General features: G+C 53.8%; 19 protein-coding genes. 14 read left to right on the plus strand and 5 right to left on the minus strand.

What is annotated here, in order from left to right; genetic code table 11:
* The first annotated feature begins 340 nt into the window (after positions 1 to 340).
* The 12 genes from GHN86_RS21820 (at position 341) to GHN86_RS21875 (ending at position 11,984) form a co-directional block, all read left to right on the plus strand.
* On the plus strand, positions 341 to 1,000 hold the full coding sequence (locus GHN86_RS21820) for a paraquat-inducible protein A (RefSeq protein WP_153387280.1): 660 nt from the start codon (positions 341 to 343) through the stop codon (positions 998 to 1,000).
* The gene (locus GHN86_RS21825) at positions 987 to 1,610 is read left to right on the plus strand and encodes a paraquat-inducible protein A (RefSeq protein ID WP_153382611.1); all 624 of its coding nucleotides are present in this window, start codon (positions 987 to 989) and stop codon (positions 1,608 to 1,610) included. Before GHN86_RS21820 ends, GHN86_RS21825 begins: the two co-directional genes overlap by 14 nt.
* Positions 1,603 to 3,906: a PqiB family protein gene (locus GHN86_RS21830; protein WP_153382613.1), complete on the plus strand. Its 2,304-nt coding sequence runs from the start codon at positions 1,603 to 1,605 to the stop codon at positions 3,904 to 3,906. Before GHN86_RS21825 ends, GHN86_RS21830 begins: the two co-directional genes overlap by 8 nt.
* A gap of 445 nt (positions 3,907 to 4,351) precedes the next feature.
* Positions 4,352 to 4,885 carry a fimbrial protein gene (locus tag GHN86_RS21835; RefSeq protein WP_153382615.1) on the plus strand — a complete coding sequence of 178 codons (534 nt, stop codon included), beginning with the start codon at positions 4,352 to 4,354 and terminating at the stop codon, positions 4,883 to 4,885.
* A gap of 232 nt (positions 4,886 to 5,117) precedes the next feature.
* A complete protein-coding gene (locus GHN86_RS21840; protein WP_323369568.1) occupies positions 5,118 to 5,510 on the plus strand; it encodes a type 1 fimbrial protein in 393 nt (130 codons plus the stop codon).
* Positions 5,511 to 8,087, plus strand: a complete 2,577-nt coding sequence (locus GHN86_RS21845; protein ID WP_153387282.1) for an outer membrane usher protein — start codon at positions 5,511 to 5,513, stop codon at positions 8,085 to 8,087.
* A complete protein-coding gene (locus tag GHN86_RS21850; RefSeq protein ID WP_228389635.1) occupies positions 8,087 to 8,845 on the plus strand; it encodes a fimbria/pilus periplasmic chaperone in 759 nt (252 codons plus the stop codon). The genes GHN86_RS21845 and GHN86_RS21850 overlap by 1 nt, the downstream gene beginning before the upstream one ends.
* Positions 8,846 to 8,865: 20 nt before the next feature.
* Positions 8,866 to 9,429 carry a fimbrial protein gene (locus GHN86_RS21855; protein WP_153382619.1) on the plus strand — a complete coding sequence of 188 codons (564 nt, stop codon included), beginning with the start codon at positions 8,866 to 8,868 and terminating at the stop codon, positions 9,427 to 9,429.
* Complete coding sequence (locus GHN86_RS21860) at positions 9,422 to 9,934, plus strand: fimbrial protein (protein ID WP_228385457.1); 513 nt, start codon at positions 9,422 to 9,424, stop codon at positions 9,932 to 9,934. The genes GHN86_RS21855 and GHN86_RS21860 overlap by 8 nt, the downstream gene beginning before the upstream one ends.
* Before the next feature lie 13 nt (positions 9,935 to 9,947).
* Entirely contained in the window at positions 9,948 to 10,427 is a 480-nt protein-coding gene (locus tag GHN86_RS21865; RefSeq protein ID WP_153387286.1) for a fimbrial protein, read from the plus strand.
* A 12-nt stretch (positions 10,428 to 10,439) separates the two neighbouring features.
* On the plus strand, positions 10,440 to 10,994 hold the full coding sequence (locus GHN86_RS21870; protein ID WP_228389634.1) for a fimbrial protein: 555 nt from the start codon (positions 10,440 to 10,442) through the stop codon (positions 10,992 to 10,994).
* 63 nt (positions 10,995 to 11,057) lie between these two features.
* On the plus strand, positions 11,058 to 11,984 hold the full coding sequence (locus tag GHN86_RS21875) for a fimbrial protein (RefSeq protein ID WP_153387288.1): 927 nt from the start codon (positions 11,058 to 11,060) through the stop codon (positions 11,982 to 11,984).
* A gap of 90 nt (positions 11,985 to 12,074) precedes the next feature.
* On the opposite strand, the gene GHN86_RS21880 is transcribed toward GHN86_RS21875, so the two are convergent.
* The 5 genes from GHN86_RS21880 to mksB all read right to left on the minus strand — a co-directional run bounded on the left by GHN86_RS21880 (position 12,075) and on the right by mksB (position 21,595).
* On the minus strand, positions 12,075 to 15,524 hold the full coding sequence (locus GHN86_RS21880) for a transporter substrate-binding domain-containing protein (protein ID WP_323370004.1): 3,450 nt from the start codon (positions 15,522 to 15,524) through the stop codon (positions 12,075 to 12,077).
* 167 nt (positions 15,525 to 15,691) lie between these two features.
* Complete coding sequence (locus GHN86_RS21885) at positions 15,692 to 16,321, minus strand: response regulator transcription factor (RefSeq protein ID WP_153382627.1); 630 nt, start codon at positions 16,319 to 16,321, stop codon at positions 15,692 to 15,694.
* Positions 16,322 to 16,834: 513 nt separating this feature from the next.
* Positions 16,835 to 19,675, minus strand: coding sequence for an Mks condensin complex protein MksF (mksF, locus tag GHN86_RS21890; protein ID WP_153387292.1), 2,841 nt, complete (start codon positions 19,673 to 19,675; stop codon positions 16,835 to 16,837).
* On the minus strand, positions 19,672 to 20,328 hold the full coding sequence (gene mksE / locus GHN86_RS21895; protein WP_153382631.1) for an Mks condensin complex protein MksE: 657 nt from the start codon (positions 20,326 to 20,328) through the stop codon (positions 19,672 to 19,674). The genes mksF and mksE overlap by 4 nt, the downstream gene beginning before the upstream one ends.
* Complete coding sequence (gene mksB / locus GHN86_RS21900; RefSeq protein WP_153382633.1) at positions 20,318 to 21,595, minus strand: Mks condensin complex protein MksB; 1,278 nt, start codon at positions 21,593 to 21,595, stop codon at positions 20,318 to 20,320. Before mksB ends, mksE begins: the two co-directional genes overlap by 11 nt.
* A gap of 178 nt (positions 21,596 to 21,773) precedes the next feature.
* Between mksB and GHN86_RS21905 the strand changes: the two genes are divergently transcribed.
* Together GHN86_RS21905 and rimI are read left to right on the plus strand one after the other, a co-directional pair.
* Positions 21,774 to 22,547, plus strand: a complete 774-nt coding sequence (locus tag GHN86_RS21905) for an energy transducer TonB (RefSeq protein WP_153382635.1) — start codon at positions 21,774 to 21,776, stop codon at positions 22,545 to 22,547.
* Positions 22,540 to 22,992: a ribosomal protein S18-alanine N-acetyltransferase gene (gene rimI, locus GHN86_RS21910; RefSeq protein WP_153382637.1), complete on the plus strand. Its 453-nt coding sequence runs from the start codon at positions 22,540 to 22,542 to the stop codon at positions 22,990 to 22,992. The genes GHN86_RS21905 and rimI overlap by 8 nt, the downstream gene beginning before the upstream one ends.
* Positions 22,993 to 23,097: the final 105 nt, after the last annotated feature.

Consider the following 23,097-nt stretch of genomic DNA (forward strand, 5'->3'; position numbering starts at 1 on the left):
GCAGCTTGCAGCTTGCAGCTTGCAGCTTGCAGCTTGCAGCTTGCAGCTTGCAGCTTGCAGCTTGCAGCTTGCAGCTTGCAGCTTGCAGCTTGCAGCTTGCAGCTTGCAGCTTGCAGCTTGCAGCTTGCAGCTTGCAGCTTGCAGCTTGCAGCTTGCAGCTTGCAGCTTGCAGCTTGCAGCTTGCAGCTTGCAGCTTGCAGCTTGCAGCTTGCAGCTTGCAGCTTGCAGCTTGCAGCTTGCAGCTTGCAGCTTGCAGCTTAAGTCCTACAAATAGGCGCAGTTATTTTGCAGCCTGCGCACTAGAATAGGCGCAGTCATTTTTGAGCCCGAGACTTCACATATGCCAGATTCGGTTGACACCCGCAGGGTGTCAGATTTACCGCTGGACGAGTTAGTGGCCTGCCATGAGTGTGATTTGCTGATGCGCAAACCACAGCTCGCCCTCGGTGAGAAAGCTCAATGCCCGCTTTGCGGCTATGAGCTCTACGCGCACCGGCACAACGTCGTCGAACGCAGCCTCGCACTGGTGATAGCCGCTCTGCTGCTTTACGTGCCTGCGAATTTTCTACCCATCATGCAACTCAATCTTTTGGGGCAGTCCTCGCAAGATACTGTCTGGAGCGGTGTGCTCGGATTGTTTAATACCGGGATGCCAGGAATCGCTGTTGTGGTGTTCCTGTGCAGCATGGCCATCCCTTTACTGAAGTTATTGTGCCAACTGGCGGTATTGCTCAGCATCCGTTGGAACATCGGCCGTAGCTATGGTTTGCTGATTTACCGCATTTATCACCATTTGCGCGATTGGGGCATGCTGGAGGTGTATCTGATGGGTGTGCTGGTCGCTATCGTGAAGCTGGCCGATTTGGCAGAGCTGAGTTTTGGCCTGGGCTTAATCTGTTTTGTCAGCTTGTTACTGGTTCAAGTCTGGCTCGAAGTGGTGATGTCACCGCACCAGATCTGGCAGGCATTATCAGGAGAGGATACCCATGCGGGCGATTGATGCAGGTATCTTGACCTGCACCGAGTGTCACGAACTCAACAGACAAGACCCCGAAACAGATGAGCAAACCTGTACCCGGTGTGGTGCGCTAGTGCACGCACGGCGGCCTGACAGTCTGATGCGAACCTGGGCGCTGCTGCTGACTTCGGCCATTCTCTACATTCCGGCCAATCTTTTGCCGATCATGACCATCAACTCACTGGGTCAAGGTTCACCCAGCACGATTATGGCCGGCGTTATCGAGTTAATGCAGCACGGCATGATTCCGATTGCGGCCGTCGTGTTCATTGCGAGCATTCTGGTGCCGACCTTTAAGCTGGTTGGTATTGCCTTACTCTTATACTCGGTACAGCGCCACCAGCCCTTGTCGGCTCGCCAGCGCATCATCATGTACCGATTCATCGAGTTCATTGGACGCTGGTCAATGCTCGACATTTTTGTCATCGCCATTCTCGTGGCGGTGGTGAACTTCGGGCGAATAGCCAGCGTCGAGGCTAATCTCGGCGCCGTTGCCTTCGCTAGCGTAGTGGTATTAACGATGCTTGCAGCTGTAACTTTTGATCCCCGACTGATTTGGGATAATACGGAGTCGGACGACGACCATGAGTGATTTACCTACCGCAAAAACCCGACCGGCTTCCAATTGGTCTGCTATCTGGATTCTTCCCCTTATTGCCCTGATCATCGGTGGCTGGCTGGGATGGCGTGCCTATACCCAAACGGGAATCGACATTCAGGTGCGTTTTGAGAGTGGCGAAGGCATCGTCGCCAACAAGACCGAGGTTGTCTATAAAGGCATGCCTGTGGGGAAGGTCAAAACCCTTGCTCTGGATGAGGACGGCCCTAACAAGGGCGTGATTGCCACCGTCGAAATGGACAAGGACGTTGAGCAGTACCTCAAAACCAATACTCGCTTCTGGCTGGTCAAGCCTAGCGTCTCGTTAGCGGGTATCACGGGGCTTGAGACACTGGTATCGGGCAATTACATCGCAGTAAGTCCAGCCGATGGTGAACCCACACGTAAATTCAAGGCATTGTCACAAGAGCCTCCCCTGTCTGATGCAAAGCCCGGCCTGCATTTAAGCCTTAAGGCTGAACGTCTGGGTTCGCTCAATCGCGGCAGTCCGGTGTTCTACAAGCAAATTCAGGTCGGTCAGGTTAAAAGCTATGTGCTTTCAGAAGATCAAAGCACTGTTGAGATTAAAGTCTTTATCGAACCGACTTACGCCAACCTTGTGCGCAAACACACGCGCTTCTGGAATGCCAGCGGCATTAGCATCGACGCGAATCTCTCGGGATTAAAACTGCGTAGCGAATCACTGGCCAGCATCGTAGCGGGCGGTATTGCTTTTGCCACCCCGGAGAATCGTCAAGACAGCCCGCCAACAGATCCGAATTTACCTTTCCGTTTGTATGAGGATTTTGACGCCGCTCAAGCGGGCATCAAGGTCAAAGTTAAGCTCAGTGATTTTGAAGGACTTCAGGCCGGTCGTACGCCCGTTATGTATAAAGGCATTCAGGTCGGTAGCCTCAAGACCTTGAAGGTCGATCCTGATCTGACCAGCGCCAGCGCTGAATTGGCCCTGGACCCTTTGGCTGAAGATTATCTGGTGCAAGGCACTGAATTTTGGGTGGTCAAACCTTCCATCTCTCTAGCCGGCATCACAGGGCTTGAGGCCTTGGTCAAAGGTAATTACATTGCTATCCGTCCTGGTGACAAAGGCAATACTCCCGAGCGTGAGTTTGTTGCCCGCCCCAAAGCTCCGCCCCTCGACCTGCGATCACCCGGTCTGCATATGGTGCTCTTCACCGACAACCTGGGTTCGCTGGAAGTGGGTAGCCCGATACTCTACAAACAGGTCAAAGTCGGTTCGGTTCAGAGTTACCAGTTTTCGCGCACTAAAAAGCAGTTGGTCATTGGTGTTCACATCGAAAAGGAATACGAGAATCTGGTCAATGCTTCAACGCGCTTCTGGAATGCCAGCGGCATAACCCTTACAGGTGGGTTGACGGGGGGTATCCAAGTCAAAAGCGAGTCTCTGCAAAGCCTCATGGCAGGTGGGATTGCCTTTGAAACACCCGAAGCCAAGGCACCTCTGCAAAAGCGTATTCCACGTTTCCGCTTGTTCACGGATCGGGATGCGGCAATGCAGCAAGGCGTGGCCATCAGCATAAAAGTAGCCCGCGCCGACGGACTGCGCAGTGGTACGCCGATTCGCTTCAAAGGTCTGGAGGTTGGCAAGATCGAAAGCGTTGATTTGAGCGACGATTTACAGTCAGTGATGCTGCAAGCCCGCATTACTGAGGTTCCTGGGCGCATTGCTCGCGTGGGAAGCCAGTTCTGGGTTGTTAAACCTGAACTTGGGCTGATGAAAACCGCCAACCTTGAAACCCTCGTTACCGGTCAATACCTTGAAGTTCAACCCGCTGCGAAGCAATCGGGCCCACAGACCAATTTTGTCGCTCTCGATCAGGCCCCTGAAGCCGCGATCTCGCAAGCTGGCCTCAGCCTGGTACTGAGTGCGCCACGACGTGGTTCGCTTAAAGAAGGGGTACCCGTGACTTATCGAGAAGTCACGGTGGGCAAGGTGACAGGGTATGAGTTGGGTAACACCGCAGATCGTGTGTTGGTGCATATCCTGATTGAACCGCGTTACGCGCCATTGGTGCGTAGCGGTAGCCGGTTTTGGAATAGCAGCGGCTTTGGTGTGGACTTCGGTTTGTTCAAGGGCGCGACTATACGGACTGAGTCCCTGGAAACTCTGGTTCAGGGTGGGATAGCTTTCGCTACTCCGGACACAGACAAGATGGGAAATCAGGCGCGCCCTGAGCAGACGTTCCCCTTGTTCGACAAGTCCGAAGATGAATGGCTTCAATGGGCCCCCAAAATCCCTCTCGCCAAATAACACCCTGCCAGACAGAAAAACCGCGATCACTGATCGCGGTTTTTTTTTGCTCAATTTTTAAGCTATTTCGTAACCCCTACTTGGCACTTGGAGTTGGAACTTTTTTTGAAACTTCAGGAAATTCCTACAAGGATTTGCGCAAATACCAGTTAGATTCTTCACAGTTCCATCGCAAGCGTCATAGAAACAATCAAGGTGCATATGCACTTCAATGAGGGTTTATATGTCGGTGTGACGGTACGTAACTTAGCAATAATTGTTAAGTGTGCTTTTTCTCGGCCTATTAATTAAGGACGGTTATTGCGTCTTCAGCGCAAGGGTGGATAAGGACGTCTGCAGGTTTTTCCGGTGCGCAATTATGCATGCCATTAAACTTTTTGGTTTCACCCATGGGCACGTGTTCTAGCAACCTGTTTTTTAATTAATCAAGCGTAGGGATAATTGTATGAAAGTTGCAATAAAAACAGCATTGGCATCCATGGTCTTGTTGGCGGGTTCAGCGTCTGTCGTACATGCTGCAGGTGCAGGCGAAGGGACTGTTACTTTTAAAGGCGCCATTATCGAAGCCGCGTGTTCTATTGAGCCTGATAGCGTGGATCAAGCTGTTGGTCTGGGTCAGGTAGCGAAGTCGCAGTTGACGGACGGGGGTGTTGCCAGTCCAGAGGATTTCTATATCAAATTAGCTGGCTGCGATGTGTCCAGCCTGACCGATAAAACGGTCACGACTACCTTCACCGGTGCAGAGTCGGCAGCCGTACCTGGAGCGCTGGGCATCGTGGGCACTGCTCAGGGCGCCGGCATCATGATGGTCGATGGCAGTGGTCGAGCCGTTGTACTGGGAACGCCAACCACGCCTCAACTCTTGGCTGATGGTAATAACACGCTTGCGTTTGGCGCCTACTTGAAAGGACAAGCCACTGGCGATATTACGCCGGGTGAATTCACCGCCGTCACTAATTTCTCGCTGGCCTATCAATAAGGCTTTGCCCTGCCACGGTAAGTTCCGTGGCAGGGCAAAACTTAAGTGGGAGATCAATGTGAACGTGTCATCGGTGTGGGTAGTTAGTTGCTCGCTTGTATTGAGTTGCTCTCTATTTAATACAGTGCTTGCTGTTCAAGAAACTCAGGATAAGGGGCGAGTGACGCTGGGGGGACAAATTATTGATTCCGCCTGTGCGTTAGATGCTAATAGTGCTTATCAAGTGATTGAAATGGATCCTGTTCCCGTCGGACGACTTGTTCGCGAAGGGGAGAGTGAGCCTCATCCATTTTCGCTGCGACTGGTTAGTTGTTCACTGACACGTCCCGACCCGGAACGTCCAGGTAGTTATTTGCCAGATTGGGAACATGTGCGTGTGACCTTCGAGGGGCTGACTGATCGTGAAGGTCGCTCGTTTGCCGCCTTGGGTTCATCGCAAGGTGTGGCATTGCACATTACTGACGTGAATGGGCGAGAAAGCACACCGGGCGTGCCTATGGATCTCACGCCACTGACCGGGCTGGATCAAACACTTCACTACGTCATTCAACTGGTTGGTAATGACCGTCCCATGGCTGTAGGTGCACACCGCGCTGCAGTGCGTTTCAGGTTGGAGTATTTCTGAATGTATGGGTTGTCTACGTTATTTACCCGTTCAGCATTCAAATCGATTCTGTGCCCCGGTTTGTTGGGTGGCCTTATATCGATGTGTGATGGGGTAAAGGCTGCAGAGGATGTTCAGTTCAACACCGACATTCTCGACCTCAATGACCGCAGTAATTTCGATTTGTCCCAATTCTCGCGCAGTGGCTTTATCTTGCCAGGCGCATACCCGATGGCTATCCAGGTAAACACTGAAACTTTTTCAGAACAAATGGTGGCTTTTTATCCACCAGAAGATGATCCCAAGGGCAGTCAGGCGTGCTTGAGTCCTCAATTGGTAGAACAACTGGGTTTGAAGAAAGAGTTCGTCAACCAGCTCGTTTGGTGGAAAGAAGGCGAGTGTCTTGCGACGGGTAGCTTACCCGGCATGGAAGTGACGGGTGATTTAAGCAGTGCCGCCCTGCGTATCTCATTGCCTCAGGCATACCTGGAATACAGCGCACCTAACTGGGATCCACCCTCCCGGTGGGATGAAGGGGTGTCAGGGCTACTGCTCGACTACAACCTCACCGGGCAAAGCATTCATCAGCGGCACGACTCTATTCGCAATACGTTAACGGGTAATGGCACCGTGGGCGCCAATGCCGGGGCATGGCGTTTTCGCGCTGATTGGCAAGGCCGGATCGAAAATGACGATACCAGCAGTGCACAAAAGCTTGAGTGGAGCCGCTTTTATGCTTACCGCGCAGTGCCCTCACTTCAGGCGCGTCTCATGGTGGGCGAAAACTACCTGTATTCGGATCTGTTCGACAGTTTCCGCTACACGGGTGTTTCGCTTAATTCTGATGACAACCAGTTGCCGCCCAATTTACGCGGTTATGCCCCCGAGGTTGTCGGCGTGGCCAATACCAATGCCAAAGTCATCATTAGCCAACAAGGCCGGGTGATCTATGAAACGCTGGTTGCAGCAGGGCCTTTTCGGATTCAGGACCTCAACGATGCAGTGAGCGGCACGCTGGATGTTCGCGTCGAGGAACAGGACGGCAGCGTCAGTACTTTTAAAGTTGAATCGGCGAGTATTCCTTTCCTGACGCGACCCGGAACGGTGCGCTACAAGATAGCGAGCGGGCGTCCGTCTGACATGCACGATGGCGGGCATGGCAGCACGTTTGCTACCGGTGAGTTTTCGTGGGGCATCAGTAATGGCTGGTCGCTGTATGGCGGCGCCATCACGGACAACAACTACAAAGCACTGACGTTAGGTGCAGGTCGAGACCTGTTGGGTTTTGGGGCCGTGTCATTGGATGTCACACGAGCCAGAGCGGTTTTAGATCATGACACTCTGTCCGGTGCTTCCTACCGTTTGAGTTATTCCAAACGATTTGAAGAGTACGACAGCCAGGTCACTTTCGCAGGCTATCGATTTTCCGAAAAAAACTACATGAGCATGAGTGAGTACCTGGACGCCAATCAATACGGCGATCCGGTTGGAGGCAGTAAAGCGTTGTATACCGCAACGTTTAACAAGCAGTTCCGTGATGCAGGTGTGACGGCCTATCTCAATTACACCAACCAATCCTGGTGGGACCGTCCTGACAATGAGCGTTGGTCTTTCTCGCTGGCCCGTTATTTTAATCTGGGCTCTGTGAAGAACATGAGCCTCTCCCTGAATCTGTTCCGTAACCAGCAACGAGATCTGCGCAGTGGTCAGGAAAGCAGTACCGGCATGTACCTGTCTGTCAGTTTTCCGTTGGGCAAAAGCGGCACGCTCAGTTCCAGTGTCAACCGTGCGCTTGATAAATATAGTTACTCAACCCGTTTCAGCGATCGCATTAACGAACGCAACAGCTATCAATTGTCGGCGAGTGATAACTCGGTCAGTGGCTACCTGAATCATACCGGCGACCTGGCCGATGTGGACTGGAGTGCCAGCGCGCAAGAGAAAGGTCACACCAGTCTTAGTGTGTCTGCTCGAGGCGGCGGTACAGTGACAGCTCAAGGTGGGGCATTGCATCGCAGCAGCAGCACGGGCGGTACTCGTTTGATGGTTGATACCACCGGGGTTCCCGATGTGCCGGTACGTGGTTATGGCAACCCGACACGCAGCAACACATTCGGTAAAGCCGTGATTGCGGACGTCAACAGCTTTAACCGCACGGCTGCCAGCGTTGACCTTGAAAACCTGCCTGCCAATGTCGAAGCCACCCAGTCAGTCACCCAGCTGACGTTGACGGAGGGGGCTATCGGGTACCGCACGTTAGAAGTGATCTCTGGTGAAAAAGCGATGATCGAGCTACGCCTGCCAGATGGCAGCGCTCCGCCCTTTGGGGCCACGGTCAAGAATGAAAAACAACAGAACACAGGCATCGTCAATGACGGTGGCAGTGTTTACCTGAGCGGCATTCGGCGTGGCGAAACCATGACGGTCAGCTGGGGGGGGCGTGAACGTTGCACCCTCGTCATGCCTGAAACCCTGCCCGAGGATGGGCTGGTTACGACCTTGAGCCAGACATGCCATTTGCCGGCGTCTGAAAAAAGCTTGTCTGCGCCAACACCGCTGACCGACAAGCGAATTGATACGGAGAAAAAAACCTCATGATGACCCCCCACCACTTTGCCCCCTTTTTGCTTGGATTGTTAATGTTCAGTCTGTTCAATAACGCCAAAGCCGCGATTGGGCTGGATCGTACGCGGGTGATTTTTGACGGCAGCAAAGACGCTGTCAGCATGAATATCACCAACAACAACACTCAATTGCCTTATCTCGCTCAAGGCTGGATCGAAGATGAGCAGGGCAACAAAATCACCTCGCCGCTGACGGTTTTGCCACCGGTACAGCGACTGGAACCGGGTAAAAAGAGTCAGGTCAAGGTACAGGGATTACCCGCTGCCAAACTGCTCGCGCAAGACCGAGAGACGGTTTACTACTTCAATTTGCGTGAAATTCCGCCGCGCAGTGATAAAGCGAATACCTTGCAGATAGCGCTGCAAACACGCATCAAGCTGTTCTATCGACCGGGCCCTATCATTCCAAGTCAGCAGGAACTGTCGAGTCCCTGGCAGCAAAAACTGACGCTGACCCGCGAGGGGGATCGCTACCAAGTGAATAATCCCACGCCTTACTACGTCACTCTGGTCGATGCGCGCAGCGGTAAAACGGCCAAAACTGCCGAGCAATTTGAGCCCCTCATGGTGCCGCCAAAAGGCTCATTGACGCTCGGGCCGAGAGCTTCTGCGCTGGGATCGACACCTTATTTGACATACGTAAACGATTACGGTGGGCGCCCTGTACTGGCTTTCAGCTGTACGGGGAATACCTGCAAAGTAGACGTGGATGCATCGCCAGGTGATGAGTAACGCACGCGCAGGAGTGATGTATGAAATCTGACTCTGTGTCACGTTTGACCGGGCTGTTACTGGCGCTTTGGAATCTGCCGGCGCTGGCTGATAGCGAGGGTCTACTGGATATTTTTGGCTCGGTGAACCATGCGCCCTGTGTCCTTGAAATGACCTCGGCCTATCAGACCGTCGACCTCAAAAGTGTGCCGCGCAGTATGTTGATGCGTCCGGGAGACGGCGCCACGCCGCAGGCGTTTCAGTTACGTTTTCTGGATTGCCGGCGTGCTTCCGGCAGCCTTCTCAATGACCGTAAAGGCACGCTGGTCTGGAGTGCGTATCAACCCGTAGTCAGCGTGTCTTTTGTCGCGGTAGCCGATGCAGATGATCCGCGCCTGGTGAAAGTGCAGGGCGTTAGCGGGATGGGCTTGCGTTTGACTGATTCGCTGGGGCGCGACGTGCGACTAGGCTCGCGGGGGGCACCCTTGTTTGTGGCTCATGGCAGCGACACGTTGACCTGGCACGTACAGCCCACACGGACATCGGCGAACTTGACCAATGGTGCTTTTCGGGCGGTCGTGGATTTCAGGTTGAACTATGAGTGAGGAAAAAATAATGGCCAGGTTTGCACATTTCGGTGCCGTCCTCATTTGTGGTTGCGTGTTAATGAGTCTCGGCCAAGTCGTTCAGGCAGAAGTCGGCTTGACGATCCGGGGCGTCATTGTTGCGCCTCCTTCGTGTGTCATCAATGGGGGGAGCACGCTCAACGTACCTTTTGGCCATGACCTCATGACCACCCGCATCGATGGTGTGAACTACAAGCGCGGCGTGCCCTACACCGTGACGTGTACCGGTCATTCATCCGATGACATGACCTTGAAGCTGCAAGGCACCGGGGCTTCTTTTGATAGTACTTCCCTGAGTACCAATAACCCTGATCTTGGCATTCGGCTTTTCATCAACGATAGCGTCTGGCCTCTCAATACCCTGAAAAATTTCACCTTCCCGACCTTGCCAACGATGCAAGCCGTCCCCGTCAAAAATCCTGGCTCGAGCCTGACAGCCGGGGCATTTTCAGCGTCGGCCACGTTGGTGGTGGCGCAGCAATGAGAAGGAAAGACAGATGAAATTGTGGCAACAGCCGGTTGTTTTTGCTGTGTGCTCGGCGGGCATTGCCAACGCAGCACTGGCTAATATGGCATTCAACGGCACGCTGATCGAACCCCCGCCGTGCACCATTAACAGTGGCAACACTGTCGAAATAGATTTCAGGGATGTCGGCGTTAATAGAATTGATGGCCTGAATTATAAAGAGCGCGTGAGTTACTCCATTACGTGTTCTGCGAGCACATTGCCTTGGGAAATGGTGCTGAGTGTAAACGCAGTAGCCACGGCATTTGACCCAGCGGCTGTGCAATCGAGTGTTGTCGATCTGGGCGTCAGGCTTTTGCAAGATGGTCAGCCCTTCAGCCTGAATACGGTGCTGGTAATTAACCCGACAACGCCACCGACTTTGGAAGCCGTGCCGGTCAAGCGGCCCGGCGTGTCGCTTGATCCTGGCGGATTTACCGCCACCGCGACGTTACTGGCTCAATACCAGTAAGGAGTTACGTTCATGAACACACTGATGAACAGCAAGGGCAGGGCAATCGTCTCGAGGGTACTTTTTTCAGTTAGCTTTTGGCTAATGACTGACGGCGTCTACGCAGCAGACAATTTGAGTTTCAAAGGTCGGCTGGTGGCAGAACCCTGCACGATTCGCCCTGGCGATGAGGCGCTTGAGCTTGATTTGAAGGAGGCTTCTGCCCAAGAGCTTTATCTCAACAATCGTACAACAGGCCGATCTTTTGAAATTCATCTTGAGGGCTGCGATACCAGCATCGCTGACTCGGTCACTACCACGTTTAGTGGCGTAGAAAGTACAGAGCTACCGGGATTTTTAAGACTGGATGGCGGTAGCGCCGCTTCGGGTGTCGCGATAGGGCTTGAGACGCCCGACAACACACCGCTGCCTTTGAATGTCACCAGCGACAAGCAAACCTTAAATGACGGTCCGAATAGTATTGCGCTCAAGGCTTATATAAAAGGAGAACCGAGAGCCCTTACGGATCGGTTAATTGTAGCGGGTATGTTTACGGCGACTTCAACCTTCACGTTGAATTACCCGTAATGATATCTGCGACTGCAGATTCCTAGCGTTAGCCTAAATAGCTTTTTCACTGTAGAGATCAACATGAAATACCTGACTGGCATAGTGCTGCTGTTGTTAATGCAAGGCGTCACTGCATCTGAATGCAGGGTAAATGGTGGGCCTTGGGTAAGCGGAACCTGGGTGCCCGTCACCGTCCCGGTAATAGCTAACCCGAGTACGGGTCGAATCGATCTGGACGGATTTCGTTTAGAGTGTCGATACACACCTGATGGCGGGCCGTCTTCCAGAAAAGATTTTTGGCACACAACGGCCGGTGGCGTATACGCTCCTGAACTTGGCAGGTACAAAATGGGACTGCGTATTCATAATAGGGATTACTTGAGTCCAGTGCCGGGCGGAATTCATATAGCAACGATGCCCAATAATGGAATCGGCGTCGATTTGGGAACTTACCTATATATCCTCACTCAAGGTGTGCCAGGCAGCCCTATCAATATACGTGCTGGAGATGAGTTTGCTACTATCACCGTGTTACAATCCAGTAACTATGGTAATGAACGAAATATCTATATTCATCTCACTGCGGCCAATAGCCTAATTATTGAACCCTCAACCTGTACCATTAATAACAATCAGCCTATTGAAGTTAATTTTAATAATGTTGATCGCACCCAAATCGGAGAAAGTGTGAGCAGTACTCCCATACGTGTGGACAAACGACTTGATTATCGCTGTCCTGACGCCGGTATCACTTTGCCCATTACTATTACATTCAAAGGACTGCCTGCTTCATTCAACACAGGGGTCTTGGGAATGAGCAATCCAAATTTGGGTGCGGGTTTATTGCGAGCGGGTACGCAGGTAGCACCGGGTAGATCATTTCAAACCAATATTTACAACAGTTCTGGCAGTGATACGGTGACGTTTGCACTGATTCGCAAGCCCGGTAGTACACCCGCCACTGGTGCTTTCTCAGGCAGTGCCACACTGGTTATGGGTGTGCCATAAGAAGGTGAATGTTGGCAGTAGTTGACGAGTAGAACGAGCCGATCGCAGCCCTCGTTCCTCGTCAGCGACTACAAGCCCTAAACACGCCATTCATACGCGATAGACTTCTATCAGCTCTAGCACCTGCGCCATCGCTTCGTATTGTTCATCTACGCGTTGCGCAAGCTGGCTCCACTCTGGCGCCAGACACGCTTGCTCAAGTTGCTCGCAGCACATGACCAATTGCTGGGCCTTGACCATCCGGGCACCACTTTTAACCTTATGGGCGACATCACTCATACCCGGTAAATCATGTTTGGTGAACGCTTTAAGCAGAGCCGACATATCCTCCTCCAGGCTGCTGATCAAGGGTTCGAGCAAGTGCTTTAGCGTATGTGCATCACCATTGGCAAGGCGCTCAAGCGGTTCGAGGTCGATCAACTTATGGGTCGTGCAGGCGGGTTTATCGTCACTGACATCAATGGGAATGAGGTCAGCGCAGGCCAATCGGGCTTCCAGGTTATGCAGGCTGATGGGTTTGAACAGGCAATCGTTCATCCCGGCGGCCAGACATCGCTCGGTTTCACCGATTTGGGCGTTGGCCGTAAAGCCGACGATCAAGATGGGGGGCAAGTTGTGGGCTGCCTCTTCTGCACGAATGCTTTGCGTCAATTCGTAGCCATCCATGACGGGCATTGCGCAGTCGGTCATGATCAGATCAAAGGGCTGCGTTCTCCAAGCTTTGAAGCCTTGGGCCCCTTCCTTTGCTTCGACGGCGTAGTGTCCCAAGTAGTGGAGCTGTTGTGCTAACAATCTGCGGTTGGGCGGGTAATCGTCGACAACGAGTATCTTCAAGGGGCGCAGCTGGCGAACAGGTTCTTCACTGGTCGCAACGTCCGGTTTTTGTGAAAGTACGGTCACAATTTCCAGGCTGAGCTTTATCTGCGTGCCTTTGCCCAAGGTGCTCGTCAGCGTCAGTTCGCCTCCCATCATTTCGCACAGCTGGCGAGAAATCATCAACCCCAGTCCAGAACCTCCGGGGGGTTGCTGGCGATTGTTGACCTGGGCGAAAGGGCGGAACAGTCTTAGCTGGTCATCCGCGCCAATCCCCACGCCAGAGTCCTCAACCAGTACGCTAACCTTAAGTCGCTCTTGATCATCACCCTGATTCGCTCGAACACTTAAGCGTACTTGCCCACGATCAGTAAACTTGACGGCGTTACTCAGTAAATTGGACAGGATTTGCCTGAAGCGCAAAGGGTCAATCAGCACATCTGTATTTATTTTAGGGTCCAGATCAAAGCTCATGAGCAACCCTTTTTGCTGGGCCATCGCTTCGAATACCCGGGCAGTGGATTGCACCAGCGTCATTAAATGAGTGCGCTGCTGATTCAGTGACATATTCCCTGACTCAATCTGAGCAACATCCAGAATGTCGCCTATCAGTTCAAGCAGGCCATGAGCAGCCTGAGAGGCAACGCCGATCGACTCGCTGTCGGCGACTCCATGCTCTGCCTTTTTCATTGCCAGCTCCAGCATCCCGATAACCGCGTTCATAGGCGTACGGATTTCATGGCTCATCGTGGTCAAAAAATCGCTTTTTGCCCGATTGGCCTGATCGGCTTGTTCCTTTGCATCCTGAAGTTGCACCACCAATTGCTGGCGCTCGCTGATATCAATCCAGCCGCCAATAATGCCGACTACCTTGTCATCACTGGCGTGGTAGGGCAGTACCCAGTGGTAGATGGTCAGTTGCGCTCCGTCCTTTAACTTGAGTATCTGGTCACGCATCAAGGGCTTACCCTCTTTCATCACGTTCTGATAATCGGCGTGAAACTCCACATGCTGTTGGCCGGGATTGAAGGGCAGCTCAAGTAATGTCCTGCCGATCAACTCTTCATGGCGTAAACCCATGGTATGCAAATACCCCTCATTGCAAATAAGCAGGCGCCCGTCTTTATCACGCACATAAATAGGGTGTGGGGTGCCATCAATCAGTGTTCGCATAAAGGCCAGTTGGTCGTTGAGCGCGCGCTCTGCCCGGCTTCGGGTGTGAATAAGCCGGCGCAGATACACAATCCACACAATGGCGATCAAAATGACGCCGGCGGCCGTCGCGGTAATCTTTAAGATCGAGGCGTAATGGGTTTTCGAGGCGAAATTATCGAGTACCAAAGCACTGCGCCAACGATGGGTGATCGAGTCCATTTCTTCAGGGGAGATGCGTGCCAGTGACTTGCTTAGAATGGAGTACAAGTCGTGCTGGTTTTTATCCACAGCCAAGGAGAATTGGGCAGGTGTTTTGCCCACGGTGCTGCTGATTTTTAATTGGCTCGCATATTTTTGTTTAATGAGATAACGCGCACTAATCAGGGGAGTTATGGCCGCTTCGACTTTTCCGTGGGCCAGCAGGTCGAGCATTTGCGCAGCGTTTTGAGCGTATACAAATTTCACCTCGGGATGATGCTCTGCCAGAAAGGTTGCCATGCTGCCATCAGGAATCACGGCTACACGCTTGCCCTTGAGTTGCTCAAGTGTGGCTCCCACATGCCTTTGCTTACGATTAATCAGTACATAGGGCGTGGAAAGGTAGGGCTTGGTGATGCGCAAATTATCCAGACGGCGATTGCTGGGTGTTATAGCCGCCATCAAATCAGCTTTACCTTCGGTCACTGAAGCCACCAGAGCGCTCACTGAGGGCACGCTGATCACTTCAAATTTCAAACCTGTACTGAGACTGATCCGTTCAAGCAGGTCTGCCGCTAACCCATTGAAAGTCCCTTGCTCATCGAAAAAAGTAAAAGGCAGAAAGTCATCGGTCACTGCGACTTTCAACCGGGGGTTATTTTCAATCCAGCGTTGTTCTGCTTGAGTAAATTCCAGCGTTTGCACGTGTGTATCGGGTATGCCGCTCACACCCCAGCGGCTGAGAATGGCATTGGCTTCACTCTCTGGAATCAGAGCCAGTGACGAATTGACCAACCCCAATAACGGAGTATTGCTCTTGAGCATTGCAAAATGAAAACCCTGAACGTCCAGGTTTGCTAAAGCTTTGAAGTACACGGTGTTGAGGTAGTTTTTATTGATCAGATTATGGGTGCTGATCATATCCCCCAAGTAAGCGTCCGCCTGACCAAATGTCACAGCGCTGAGCGCGCCCAATGTCGATTCATACAACTGTAACTGCGCGTTGGGATAGATTTTTTTTACCCGGTCGACGGGTTGGTAGTGATACAACATTGCCAGGCGCCCCCCCTCTGGGCCGCTGATATCGGGTTTATCTATACGTCTCACCAGCAGCGGGGTATCAATCACATAACGGGTACTGAACGTTAATTGCGGCGCCTCTTGTTCATAGGCATTGGAGGTGGCGAGCATATCAATCTCGCCCTTTTTGAGGGCCTCAATTGCTTCGAGGCGTGTGGAGTAACGGTTTACATGGATTTCGATCTTCAGTAACTGACTCAGTAAACCCGCATAGTCCGCGCTGATGCCCTCGTAGTAATCGCTGCCCGTAGAAATATCAAAGGGGGCGTAGTCCGGAGCCGATGTTCCTAGCACCAAAGTGCCTTTGTTTCTGAGCCAACGTGATTCGTCTTCGCTAGGGATGAGTGTGTACAGACCTGCTTGCGAGCGCCCCAGTAAATTCAAGCTGACCGGCTTCGCTGACACCCACGTCGCAGAGCAAAACAATAAAGTTGTCACCACGACCGTCAGTGACACCGGCCTCATGCGATTAAATTATTTCGTTTGGCAAACTCGGCCAAATAGACCACTGACTTGATATTAAGCTTGGCCATGACACGAATTTTATACGTGCTGACGGTCTTTTCGCTTAATAACATGATTTGGGATATTTGTTTGTTGGACATGCCAGACACTAAATACTGGAGTGTATGTAACTCGCGATCGGACAGCGTTTTAAGCAGCTCCACATCATTCATCTTCTGGCACTCTTGGGGTGGCAGGTTTGCATCGACATTGCTCAAGTACGTCTGGCCATTCATGACCTGATTGATGGCTTTGCTCAAGGCGTCAACGTCTTCAGTCTTTTCAATAAACCCAATGGCTCCAGCCCTGATACAACGGTCTGCAAAGTAGGGGGCACCTTTGGAGGTCAATACCAAAACTTTGATAGGCAATCCGAGTATATGCAGCCGCTTGAGTACCTCTAGCCCGTCCAGTTTTGGCATGGAGAGATCCAAAACTATCAAATGGGGTAGGTGGAAACGCGCCAAATCCAGTGCGGTAGCGCCATTGTCGGTTTCAGCGGCAACTTGGAAATTTGACTGTTCCAGTACCGTTCTGACGATCCTGCGAATAAAAGGATGGTCGTCAACAATAAGGGCTTTTCTCATGATTATTCCTACAGCGTTTTACGTGTGTTTTGCAGGCAGGCAATTTTTCCATAAGTGCGTTTTAGTGTTGTTTTCTTACATCTTTAGTCAGGTTGTGTGTCTATGTAGTGCTCTGTTTTACAATAAGTCAACAATTTAACTTTTTCCTTTTCGTGGCCTTCCAGTGATGAGGTTTTTTAAAGTAATTAAACTAGCTCTATTGTGTAATACAGATGTCATGGGGGCAGGGGGGTATACCGCTCTATCGCTCTGTTGAACGGGTTGGTAGCTTGTCTCTTTAAATGAATGGATTTCAGCACCTGCTCTGTAGCAAGAATGCCGCGTTACTTGACGCTTTGACGTAAGAATTTTCTGATTTTTTTAAAGTTTTTGAACGCTCCCATCAAAATTTCCTGAGGCAGCAAGGTGGATGGGGAGTAAAGCGAGCCCTTGCGGGGTTGAAGGTTGTCTGTGATGTTTAGCGCAAGAAAAAGCCGCGATCATGAGTCGCGGCTTTTTCAGGACCCCAATTGATCAGGCTTGATCCAGTTGGGGCTGCTCATGCGCAACAGGGGTTAAAGCAATCGCCTCATCATGACGACGGATGTACTTCCAGTCGTCTTCATCAATATAAATCCCGTTGGGGCCGCTGCCGCCTTCCAAGTCGATCGCGACATGGGCGCAGACCTGCGGCTTTACGCTGGCCAGAATGGGCACAAAGCCCAACTGCAAACTGGTTTCCAGCAAGGCCGTCTGGTTTTTCTCGTCAATGTCGGCAGCTTCGTCCAGGTAGTACGGTAAGCGTATACGGCCCGCCTGTTCGCGATCCATCAAGTGCAGCAACAAATACATGTTGGTCAGCGCCTTGATGGTCATGGTGGTGCCGTTGGACGCTGCGCCATCGATATCGGTATGGATCACGGGTTGGCCGTTGACCTTTGTGATCTCAAAAGCCAGCTCGAACAAGTCCTTAAGGCCCAGCTGGTTGTGGTTGGCCGCCACCAGCCGCGCCAGATATTCTTTGGCTTCTTCGTTCTTGTTGTCCTGCTCGGCGCTCTGGCTAAGGTCGAACACCGACAGCGTTTCACCTTCTTCGTACTGCCCAGCACTGTGGATAATTTGATCGATGTGCTTGAGCGCCTCTTTGTTTGGCGCCAGTACGATGCGGAAACTTTGCAGGTTGGACACTTGGCGCTTGTTGATCTCGCGATTAAACAACGCCAACTGGTGCTCAAGGCTGTCGTAGTCACTGCGAATATTGCGCAGAGTACGGGCGATATCCGTGACCGCCGCGCGACGGGCCTTGCCCAATGTCAGTGCTTCTTCGGTGCGATGGGCATAAGCGTTGATCAGCAGTTGCAGACGGCGCTCCATGTCGTCTTCGCTGTCGAACTTGGCCACGCCCTTTAAGCGCACTTGCGCATACAAGGCTTCAATCTGACCGTCGCTGCGCAGCAAGCCCTGCCAACTGTCCTGATAGTCATTGAGCAGTGGCAGCAGGTTGTCCATGGAGTCGTCGACCGGGTCCATGAATGGCGTACCGAACGGCAGATCGGCGGGCAGCAGTTGGCGACGGCGCAAGCTGTCATCCAGCGTGCGTTGCTTGGCTTCCATATCGCCAATCTGGCGGCCGACCAATTGCAACTTGGCCGACAATTGCTGAACGCGCTCGGTAAAGGCATCACTGGAACGTTTCAATTCATCTTGCGTGGCTTCGGCCTGAGCCAGTTGCTCAAGTTTTTCACCTTCTTCAGCGCTCAACGTCTGACTGCGGCGGAAGTCTTCCAGCGCCTTTTGGGCGTCGAGCACCTGTTGATACAGCGACTCGGCCTCGCTTTTGCTGGCCGCTCGATTCGACGTCACCGCCTGCTGGGTTTTCAGTTGCTTGAGTTCTTTGTCCAGACGTTCTTTCTGTTCGCGCAACGCGGCGCGATCAGCCAAGGCTTGCAGGGCAGGCGGTTCGATGTGACTGAGGTCGATGGACAACCCCGGCGCTTCAAATCGCTCACCCTTGAAACCATCGAGGATCAACTCCAGAGATTTGACCCATGCGTCACTGTCATCCAGGGCAATCCCGTGCTCTCCCAACGGCAAGCTGAACAGGGCGCTGTTGAACAGGCGCATCAGGCGCTCGACATCCTGTTGTGAAAACTCTTCGCGCAGGCGGGCGTAGCTGTTGTTGTCGGCGTGATCGAGTTGTTGCTTGACTGACTTCAAGCGTTTTTCCAGATCGCGCACCCGTTCGTCGAGGTCTTCGGCGCTGAACTGGCGAGACTGCGCCAATGCACCGGCCAGCTCATCGTGGGCGTCTTTGGCGGCCAGCAATTGCTGCTCCAGCACTTTCACATCGTCCACCAGTGCGAAGCGGTGCTTGAGCACCGAGAGTTCGCCCAGCCAACGCTGAGTCCCGGCGATTTCCCGCTCAAGTCGCATCAATTCCTGAGTGCTGCTGCGCTGATCGTTTTGCAGTGCGTCCTGCTCGTTGCGGTAATGCTCGGATTGAATCAGCAGCTCTTCCTTGCGCGCACCGGCGTAGTCCTGCCAAGTGCCCAGCAAAGAATCCAGCAGCGGTGACAGACGATGCAGCTTGCCGCGTAAAAGATCACGCTGGCGCACACCGGCGGCCAAGGCTTCAACCAAGGGGCCGGCGCCCACCAGTGCGTTGTAGTCTTGCTCCATGCGGCGTACATCGCGGAAAGCTTCTTCACACGCGGCGATGTAGTCCACGCTGCCGGAGCGCAAGCTGTGTTCAAACGCGTCCAGGAACAATTGCTTGAGTTTGGCGGCGGTGATTTCACGCATGTGCAGCAGGTTGATAAACAACGCGCGGAACGTCTTCAAGCTTTGTTCGCTGGTGGAGCGCAGTGGAATCAGGGTCAGGTCGAGCGGGATCGAGGTGTGCCCGCCCACCAGCAAGCGCCGCAGTTCATCGGGTTTGAGCTCGTAAGCTTTAAGGCCATTGCGCTCAAGGTTGGTGAACAGCTCTTTCTGACGCAGGCAGGTGTCATCTTTTTGGTAATGGGCTAAATCGAGTTTGCCCGCGTAGGCGAAAAACTGGTGCCCAAAACCGCCACCGGGGCCACGCCCGACTACGCCGATCACATGCGGGCCGTGGGGCAGGGACACTTCGACGAGGATGTAGCTGGTGTCGGAGGCGAAGTAAAAGCGCCGCGATTGTTCGAGTGTGTACTTGCCAAAGCTCATGTCTGACATGCGCGCCAGAATCGGGAACTGCAAGGCGTTGATCGAGGCCGATTTACCGAGGTTATTGGCACCGTAGACCGATAAGGGGTGTTCCAGCGGGAATAAACCCAGGCTGTAACCGGCGGTGTTCAACAGGGCAAAGCGGCGAATACCGTAGCGTTCCTGGCTCATGCGTCCATCTCCTCTTGCTCGGCGGCTATGGCGCGGGCCAATGCGGCTTCTTCGTCTTCATCTGCGGCGTCATCGTCGATCAGTACCGGCGTCGGCAGCGGCAAAATGCTGTGCAGGCTGGCGGCCAGATCACGGTCTTGCTGCACCGACAGGCACACATCGAGGAAACGGTGCATCGGTGGCAGAAAGCGGTAGATGCCGTTTTCTTCGCTGGCGAAGCCGAGCTGAGTCATGCGGCGCATGATTTTTTCCTCCAGCTCGTCCTGAGTGGTGACTTCAGCCTGCACAAACAGGTCGCGGTATTTTTCCAGCAGCGCAGGCAGCTCGTCACGGCCCAGGCTGCCGCCATCGAGCACGGCAATCGGGTCGCGGCCCTGATCGGCCAGATGCTCGACGATGATGAAGGTAAACAGCGCCAGACGCTGGGCGGTCTTGTTGACCTGCGCGGTGGCGGTGTCGGGGACGAAGTAATAGAAACCGCGGGTATCGCACACCAGTTCAAAACCCAGCGCCTTGAACAAGGCGCGGTATTGATCCTGAAAGTTGGACAGTTGTGCGTACAGCTCCGGGTCGCGACGGCTGACGTGATAACCCTTGAACAGCTCACGAAAAATCGGCGCCAGTTGGGACAGTTCAGACAGATCAAGATGCATGGACAGGGCTCGCAGTAGGTTCGGTCGCGTCTTCGTTGCGTGAAAGCAGGGCGAAGGAGCGCAGGCTGACCCGGTGTTCGTGAGTATGATAGTCGCGGCGCTCAAGGCGTTCGCGCACGAAGCGTTTTTCCCGCGACAGGCGCGAGAACCAATAGAGCAATTCGTCGGTGTCGCCGTCGGGTTCTTGAGTCAGCAACCAGCTCATCAAATCCGGCATGGGCAGGGCATCGCTGCAACGGTCGAGCATTTCCTTGACCGTACGCGGCGCCTTGGGAGCTTCGCCTTTCTGGGTTTTGTGGGCCTTGGGGAAGCGGGCTGGTTTGGGCTCGAAACGCGCCAGCGCGTATACATAGGCTTCGACCTGGCTGGCGCTGCCCAAGAAGGTGCTTTGCGGGCGGGTGAACATCGGCATGGCGGCTTGCGGTACGGCATCCAGCCCTTTACGCCGGATGGCTGCCAGCGCCAGTGCTGCGCCGCGAGTGACGGCGTTGTGTCGGCGCGCTTCTTCGCGCAGCGGCAGCAGCAGTTCTCGGGCATGGCGCAAGGTCAATTGGGCGCTGGTTTGCATTTCGAGGATGCGTGCGTGGGTGCGCAGCAACATGTCGTCGTCCACCAGATGACCCAGACGTTGCTGCTCGCTGAGCATGCGCAACAACACGTTTTCGACCTTGCGCACGCCTTGTTCGAAGGCGCCGTCGGCGTTGACCAACTGGATCATTGGTTCGACGTATTCGTCCCACGTGGCCAATACTTCGGCATAGCGCTGGCGCAAAGGGATCTGCCGGTCGCTGGTCTTGGCCCGTTCCGCCACGGCCACCAGCGCCTGTTCATCGTTCGCGAGTTTCTTCAAGACATCGCGCACGCGCATATCGAGCAACCGCAGTTGGCGTGCTAAATCGTTGCCGTCGCGGATATCGAACGCGTCCTGGATATAACCGGCCAGACGCTCCAGATGGCGCAGGTAGGCTTCAATCTCAAGGCACAGGCCAAGGCGATGTTCGCGGCGCAGGTAGGCCAGAAAGTCATGAATTTGCGCATTCAGCTCGAAGCGGTTCGGGCTTTTCGCGACCGGCACCAGAATGTCCAGGCGGATCCAGCTGTCGAGCACGCTGGTGATGTCTTGCGGTGTGCTGTCCACCTGATGCGCTGCCAGTTGCAGGCGCAGCTCGCTGAGGCTCAGCGTGCCTTGGTCGAAGTGTTCGCACAAAGGCTCAAGAAGGGCCCAGTGTTCGGCGAGGGCACGTAAAACGCGCTTGGGTTCGATCATGGGAAGGCCGGTCGATTGGCAATGAAAGGCAGCGATTGTACTGCAACGCAAGGTTGAGTCATCCCTTGGCGATCAGAGGCGTGGGCAGTCAATTAACCGTTTGGCCATCAACTGCGGGCGAGAAGGGCAGAAGGGCGGTAGAATCGCGGCTCTTTAGTTATCCACAGATGGCCGACCCTTGTTGAACGAGTCCCGCCGCCGCGCTTACTTGACCGCCATGCAAGTGGTCAGTTGGTTACCGCGCACTGAATTGCCGTTCGCTGCGCCGTCGCGGCCTGAACTGCTGGTGCTCCCTGAACCGCCTGCCGCCCCACAGATCGCAGCCCCTGCGCCGCGGCCGGTGATTGCGCCGAAGCCGGCCGAACGCCCTAAAATCGAAGTGCCACGGCCTTCGGTGACGCCGCGAACTGCGAGCAAGCTTGTGGTCGAGGGTGAGTCGGCGCCTGCTGTGGCCAAAGTGGTGCACGTGCCACCGCCACGTTTTGCCTTGCAGCTGCTGCGTGCAGGGCGCTGTCTGGTGCTGGTTGAGTTACCCACAGGCGGCGCTTTCCAGAGCCGCGACCCGGCCTATCTGTTATTGAAAGACATGCTGCGCGCGGCGGGTTTACCCGACAATCCGCAGATCATTGGCGAGCCGATACGCTGGCCATTGCTGCGTCGTGGCAATGTTGATCAAGGGCCGGATGCGGCACGGGAGTTTGTGCAGGGCTTTTTAATGGCGCGTCTCGAAGAGGCTGAGTGCGCTTGCGTCTGGTTGATCGGCTTGCCCACCGTGCGCTTTGCTGGCCAAGCCAATGCCGAAGCCTTCAATCGCGAGCTTGAAATCGAAGGGCTGGGCTGCGCATGGGCGCTGCCGGGTCTGGAATTGTTAATGGAGGAGCCACACCGCAAAGCCGATGTGTGGCAAGCCATGCGCCGGCTGATGGCGCGCTGGAAACCAAGCAATGAGTGATGCTGTAACTTTTCGTCCGATGACAGAAGCGGATCTCGATGCCGTGTTGAAAATTGAATACGCGGCTTTCAGTCATCCGTGGACGCGCGGGATTTTTCTCGACGGCCTGGGCAAGTATCAGATCTGGTTGATGTTCGAGGGTGAACAGCAAGTGGGTCATGGGGTGGTGCAAATCATCCTGGATGAGGCGCACTTGTTAAACATTACGGTCAAGCCGGAAAGCCAGGGCCGTGGCTTGGGGCTGAAGTTGCTTGAGCACTTGATGTCGATTGCTTATGAAAACAATGCCCGTGAGTGCTTCCTTGAACTGCGTGACAGCAACACCGCCGCGTTCAAGTTGTATGAGCGTTATGGTTTCAATGAAATTGGCCGTCGTCGTGACTATTATCCGGCGGTGGGTGGGCGTGAGGATGCTGTTGTGATGGCGTGTACGTTGGTGGATTGAGGGTGGCCGCGGCCCTCACCCCAGCCCTCTCCCAGAGGGAGAGGGGGCTTGATCGGTGGCGTGAAGTAGATCTGCTTTCGCTTTTAGTCCCCTCTCCCTCCGGGA

Source organism: Pseudomonas helleri, from assembly GCF_009600315.1.
GTDB classification, from domain to species: domain Bacteria; phylum Pseudomonadota; class Gammaproteobacteria; order Pseudomonadales; family Pseudomonadaceae; genus Aquipseudomonas; species Aquipseudomonas helleri_A.

Excerpts from the sequence above, each read along its gene's own strand:
- GHN86_RS21820 (WP_153387280.1), top strand. The coding sequence starts at position 341 with ATGCCAGATTCGGTTGACACCCGCAGGGTGTCAGATTTACCGCTGGAC.
- GHN86_RS21825 (WP_153382611.1), top strand. The coding sequence starts at position 987 with ATGCGGGCGATTGATGCAGGTATCTTGACCTGCACCGAGTGTCACGAA.
- GHN86_RS21830 (WP_153382613.1), top strand. The coding sequence starts at position 1,603 with ATGAGTGATTTACCTACCGCAAAAACCCGACCGGCTTCCAATTGGTCT.
- GHN86_RS21835 (WP_153382615.1), top strand. The coding sequence starts at position 4,352 with ATGAAAGTTGCAATAAAAACAGCATTGGCATCCATGGTCTTGTTGGCG.
- GHN86_RS21840 (WP_323369568.1), top strand. The coding sequence starts at position 5,118 with ATGGATCCTGTTCCCGTCGGACGACTTGTTCGCGAAGGGGAGAGTGAG.
- GHN86_RS21845 (WP_153387282.1), top strand. The coding sequence starts at position 5,511 with ATGTATGGGTTGTCTACGTTATTTACCCGTTCAGCATTCAAATCGATT.
- GHN86_RS21850 (WP_228389635.1), top strand. The coding sequence starts at position 8,087 with ATGACCCCCCACCACTTTGCCCCCTTTTTGCTTGGATTGTTAATGTTC.
- GHN86_RS21855 (WP_153382619.1), top strand. The coding sequence starts at position 8,866 with ATGAAATCTGACTCTGTGTCACGTTTGACCGGGCTGTTACTGGCGCTT.
- GHN86_RS21860 (WP_228385457.1), top strand. The coding sequence starts at position 9,422 with ATGAGTGAGGAAAAAATAATGGCCAGGTTTGCACATTTCGGTGCCGTC.
- GHN86_RS21865 (WP_153387286.1), top strand. The coding sequence starts at position 9,948 with ATGAAATTGTGGCAACAGCCGGTTGTTTTTGCTGTGTGCTCGGCGGGC.
- GHN86_RS21870 (WP_228389634.1), top strand. The coding sequence starts at position 10,440 with ATGAACACACTGATGAACAGCAAGGGCAGGGCAATCGTCTCGAGGGTA.
- GHN86_RS21875 (WP_153387288.1), top strand. The coding sequence starts at position 11,058 with ATGAAATACCTGACTGGCATAGTGCTGCTGTTGTTAATGCAAGGCGTC.
- GHN86_RS21885 (WP_153382627.1), bottom strand. The coding sequence starts at position 16,321 with ATGAGAAAAGCCCTTATTGTTGACGACCATCCTTTTATTCGCAGGATC.
- mksF (WP_153387292.1), bottom strand. The coding sequence starts at position 19,675 with ATGAGCCAGGAACGCTACGGTATTCGCCGCTTTGCCCTGTTGAACACC.
- mksE (WP_153382631.1), bottom strand. The coding sequence starts at position 20,328 with ATGCATCTTGATCTGTCTGAACTGTCCCAACTGGCGCCGATTTTTCGT.
- mksB (WP_153382633.1), bottom strand. The coding sequence starts at position 21,595 with ATGATCGAACCCAAGCGCGTTTTACGTGCCCTCGCCGAACACTGGGCC.
- rimI (WP_153382637.1), top strand. The coding sequence starts at position 22,540 with ATGAGTGATGCTGTAACTTTTCGTCCGATGACAGAAGCGGATCTCGAT.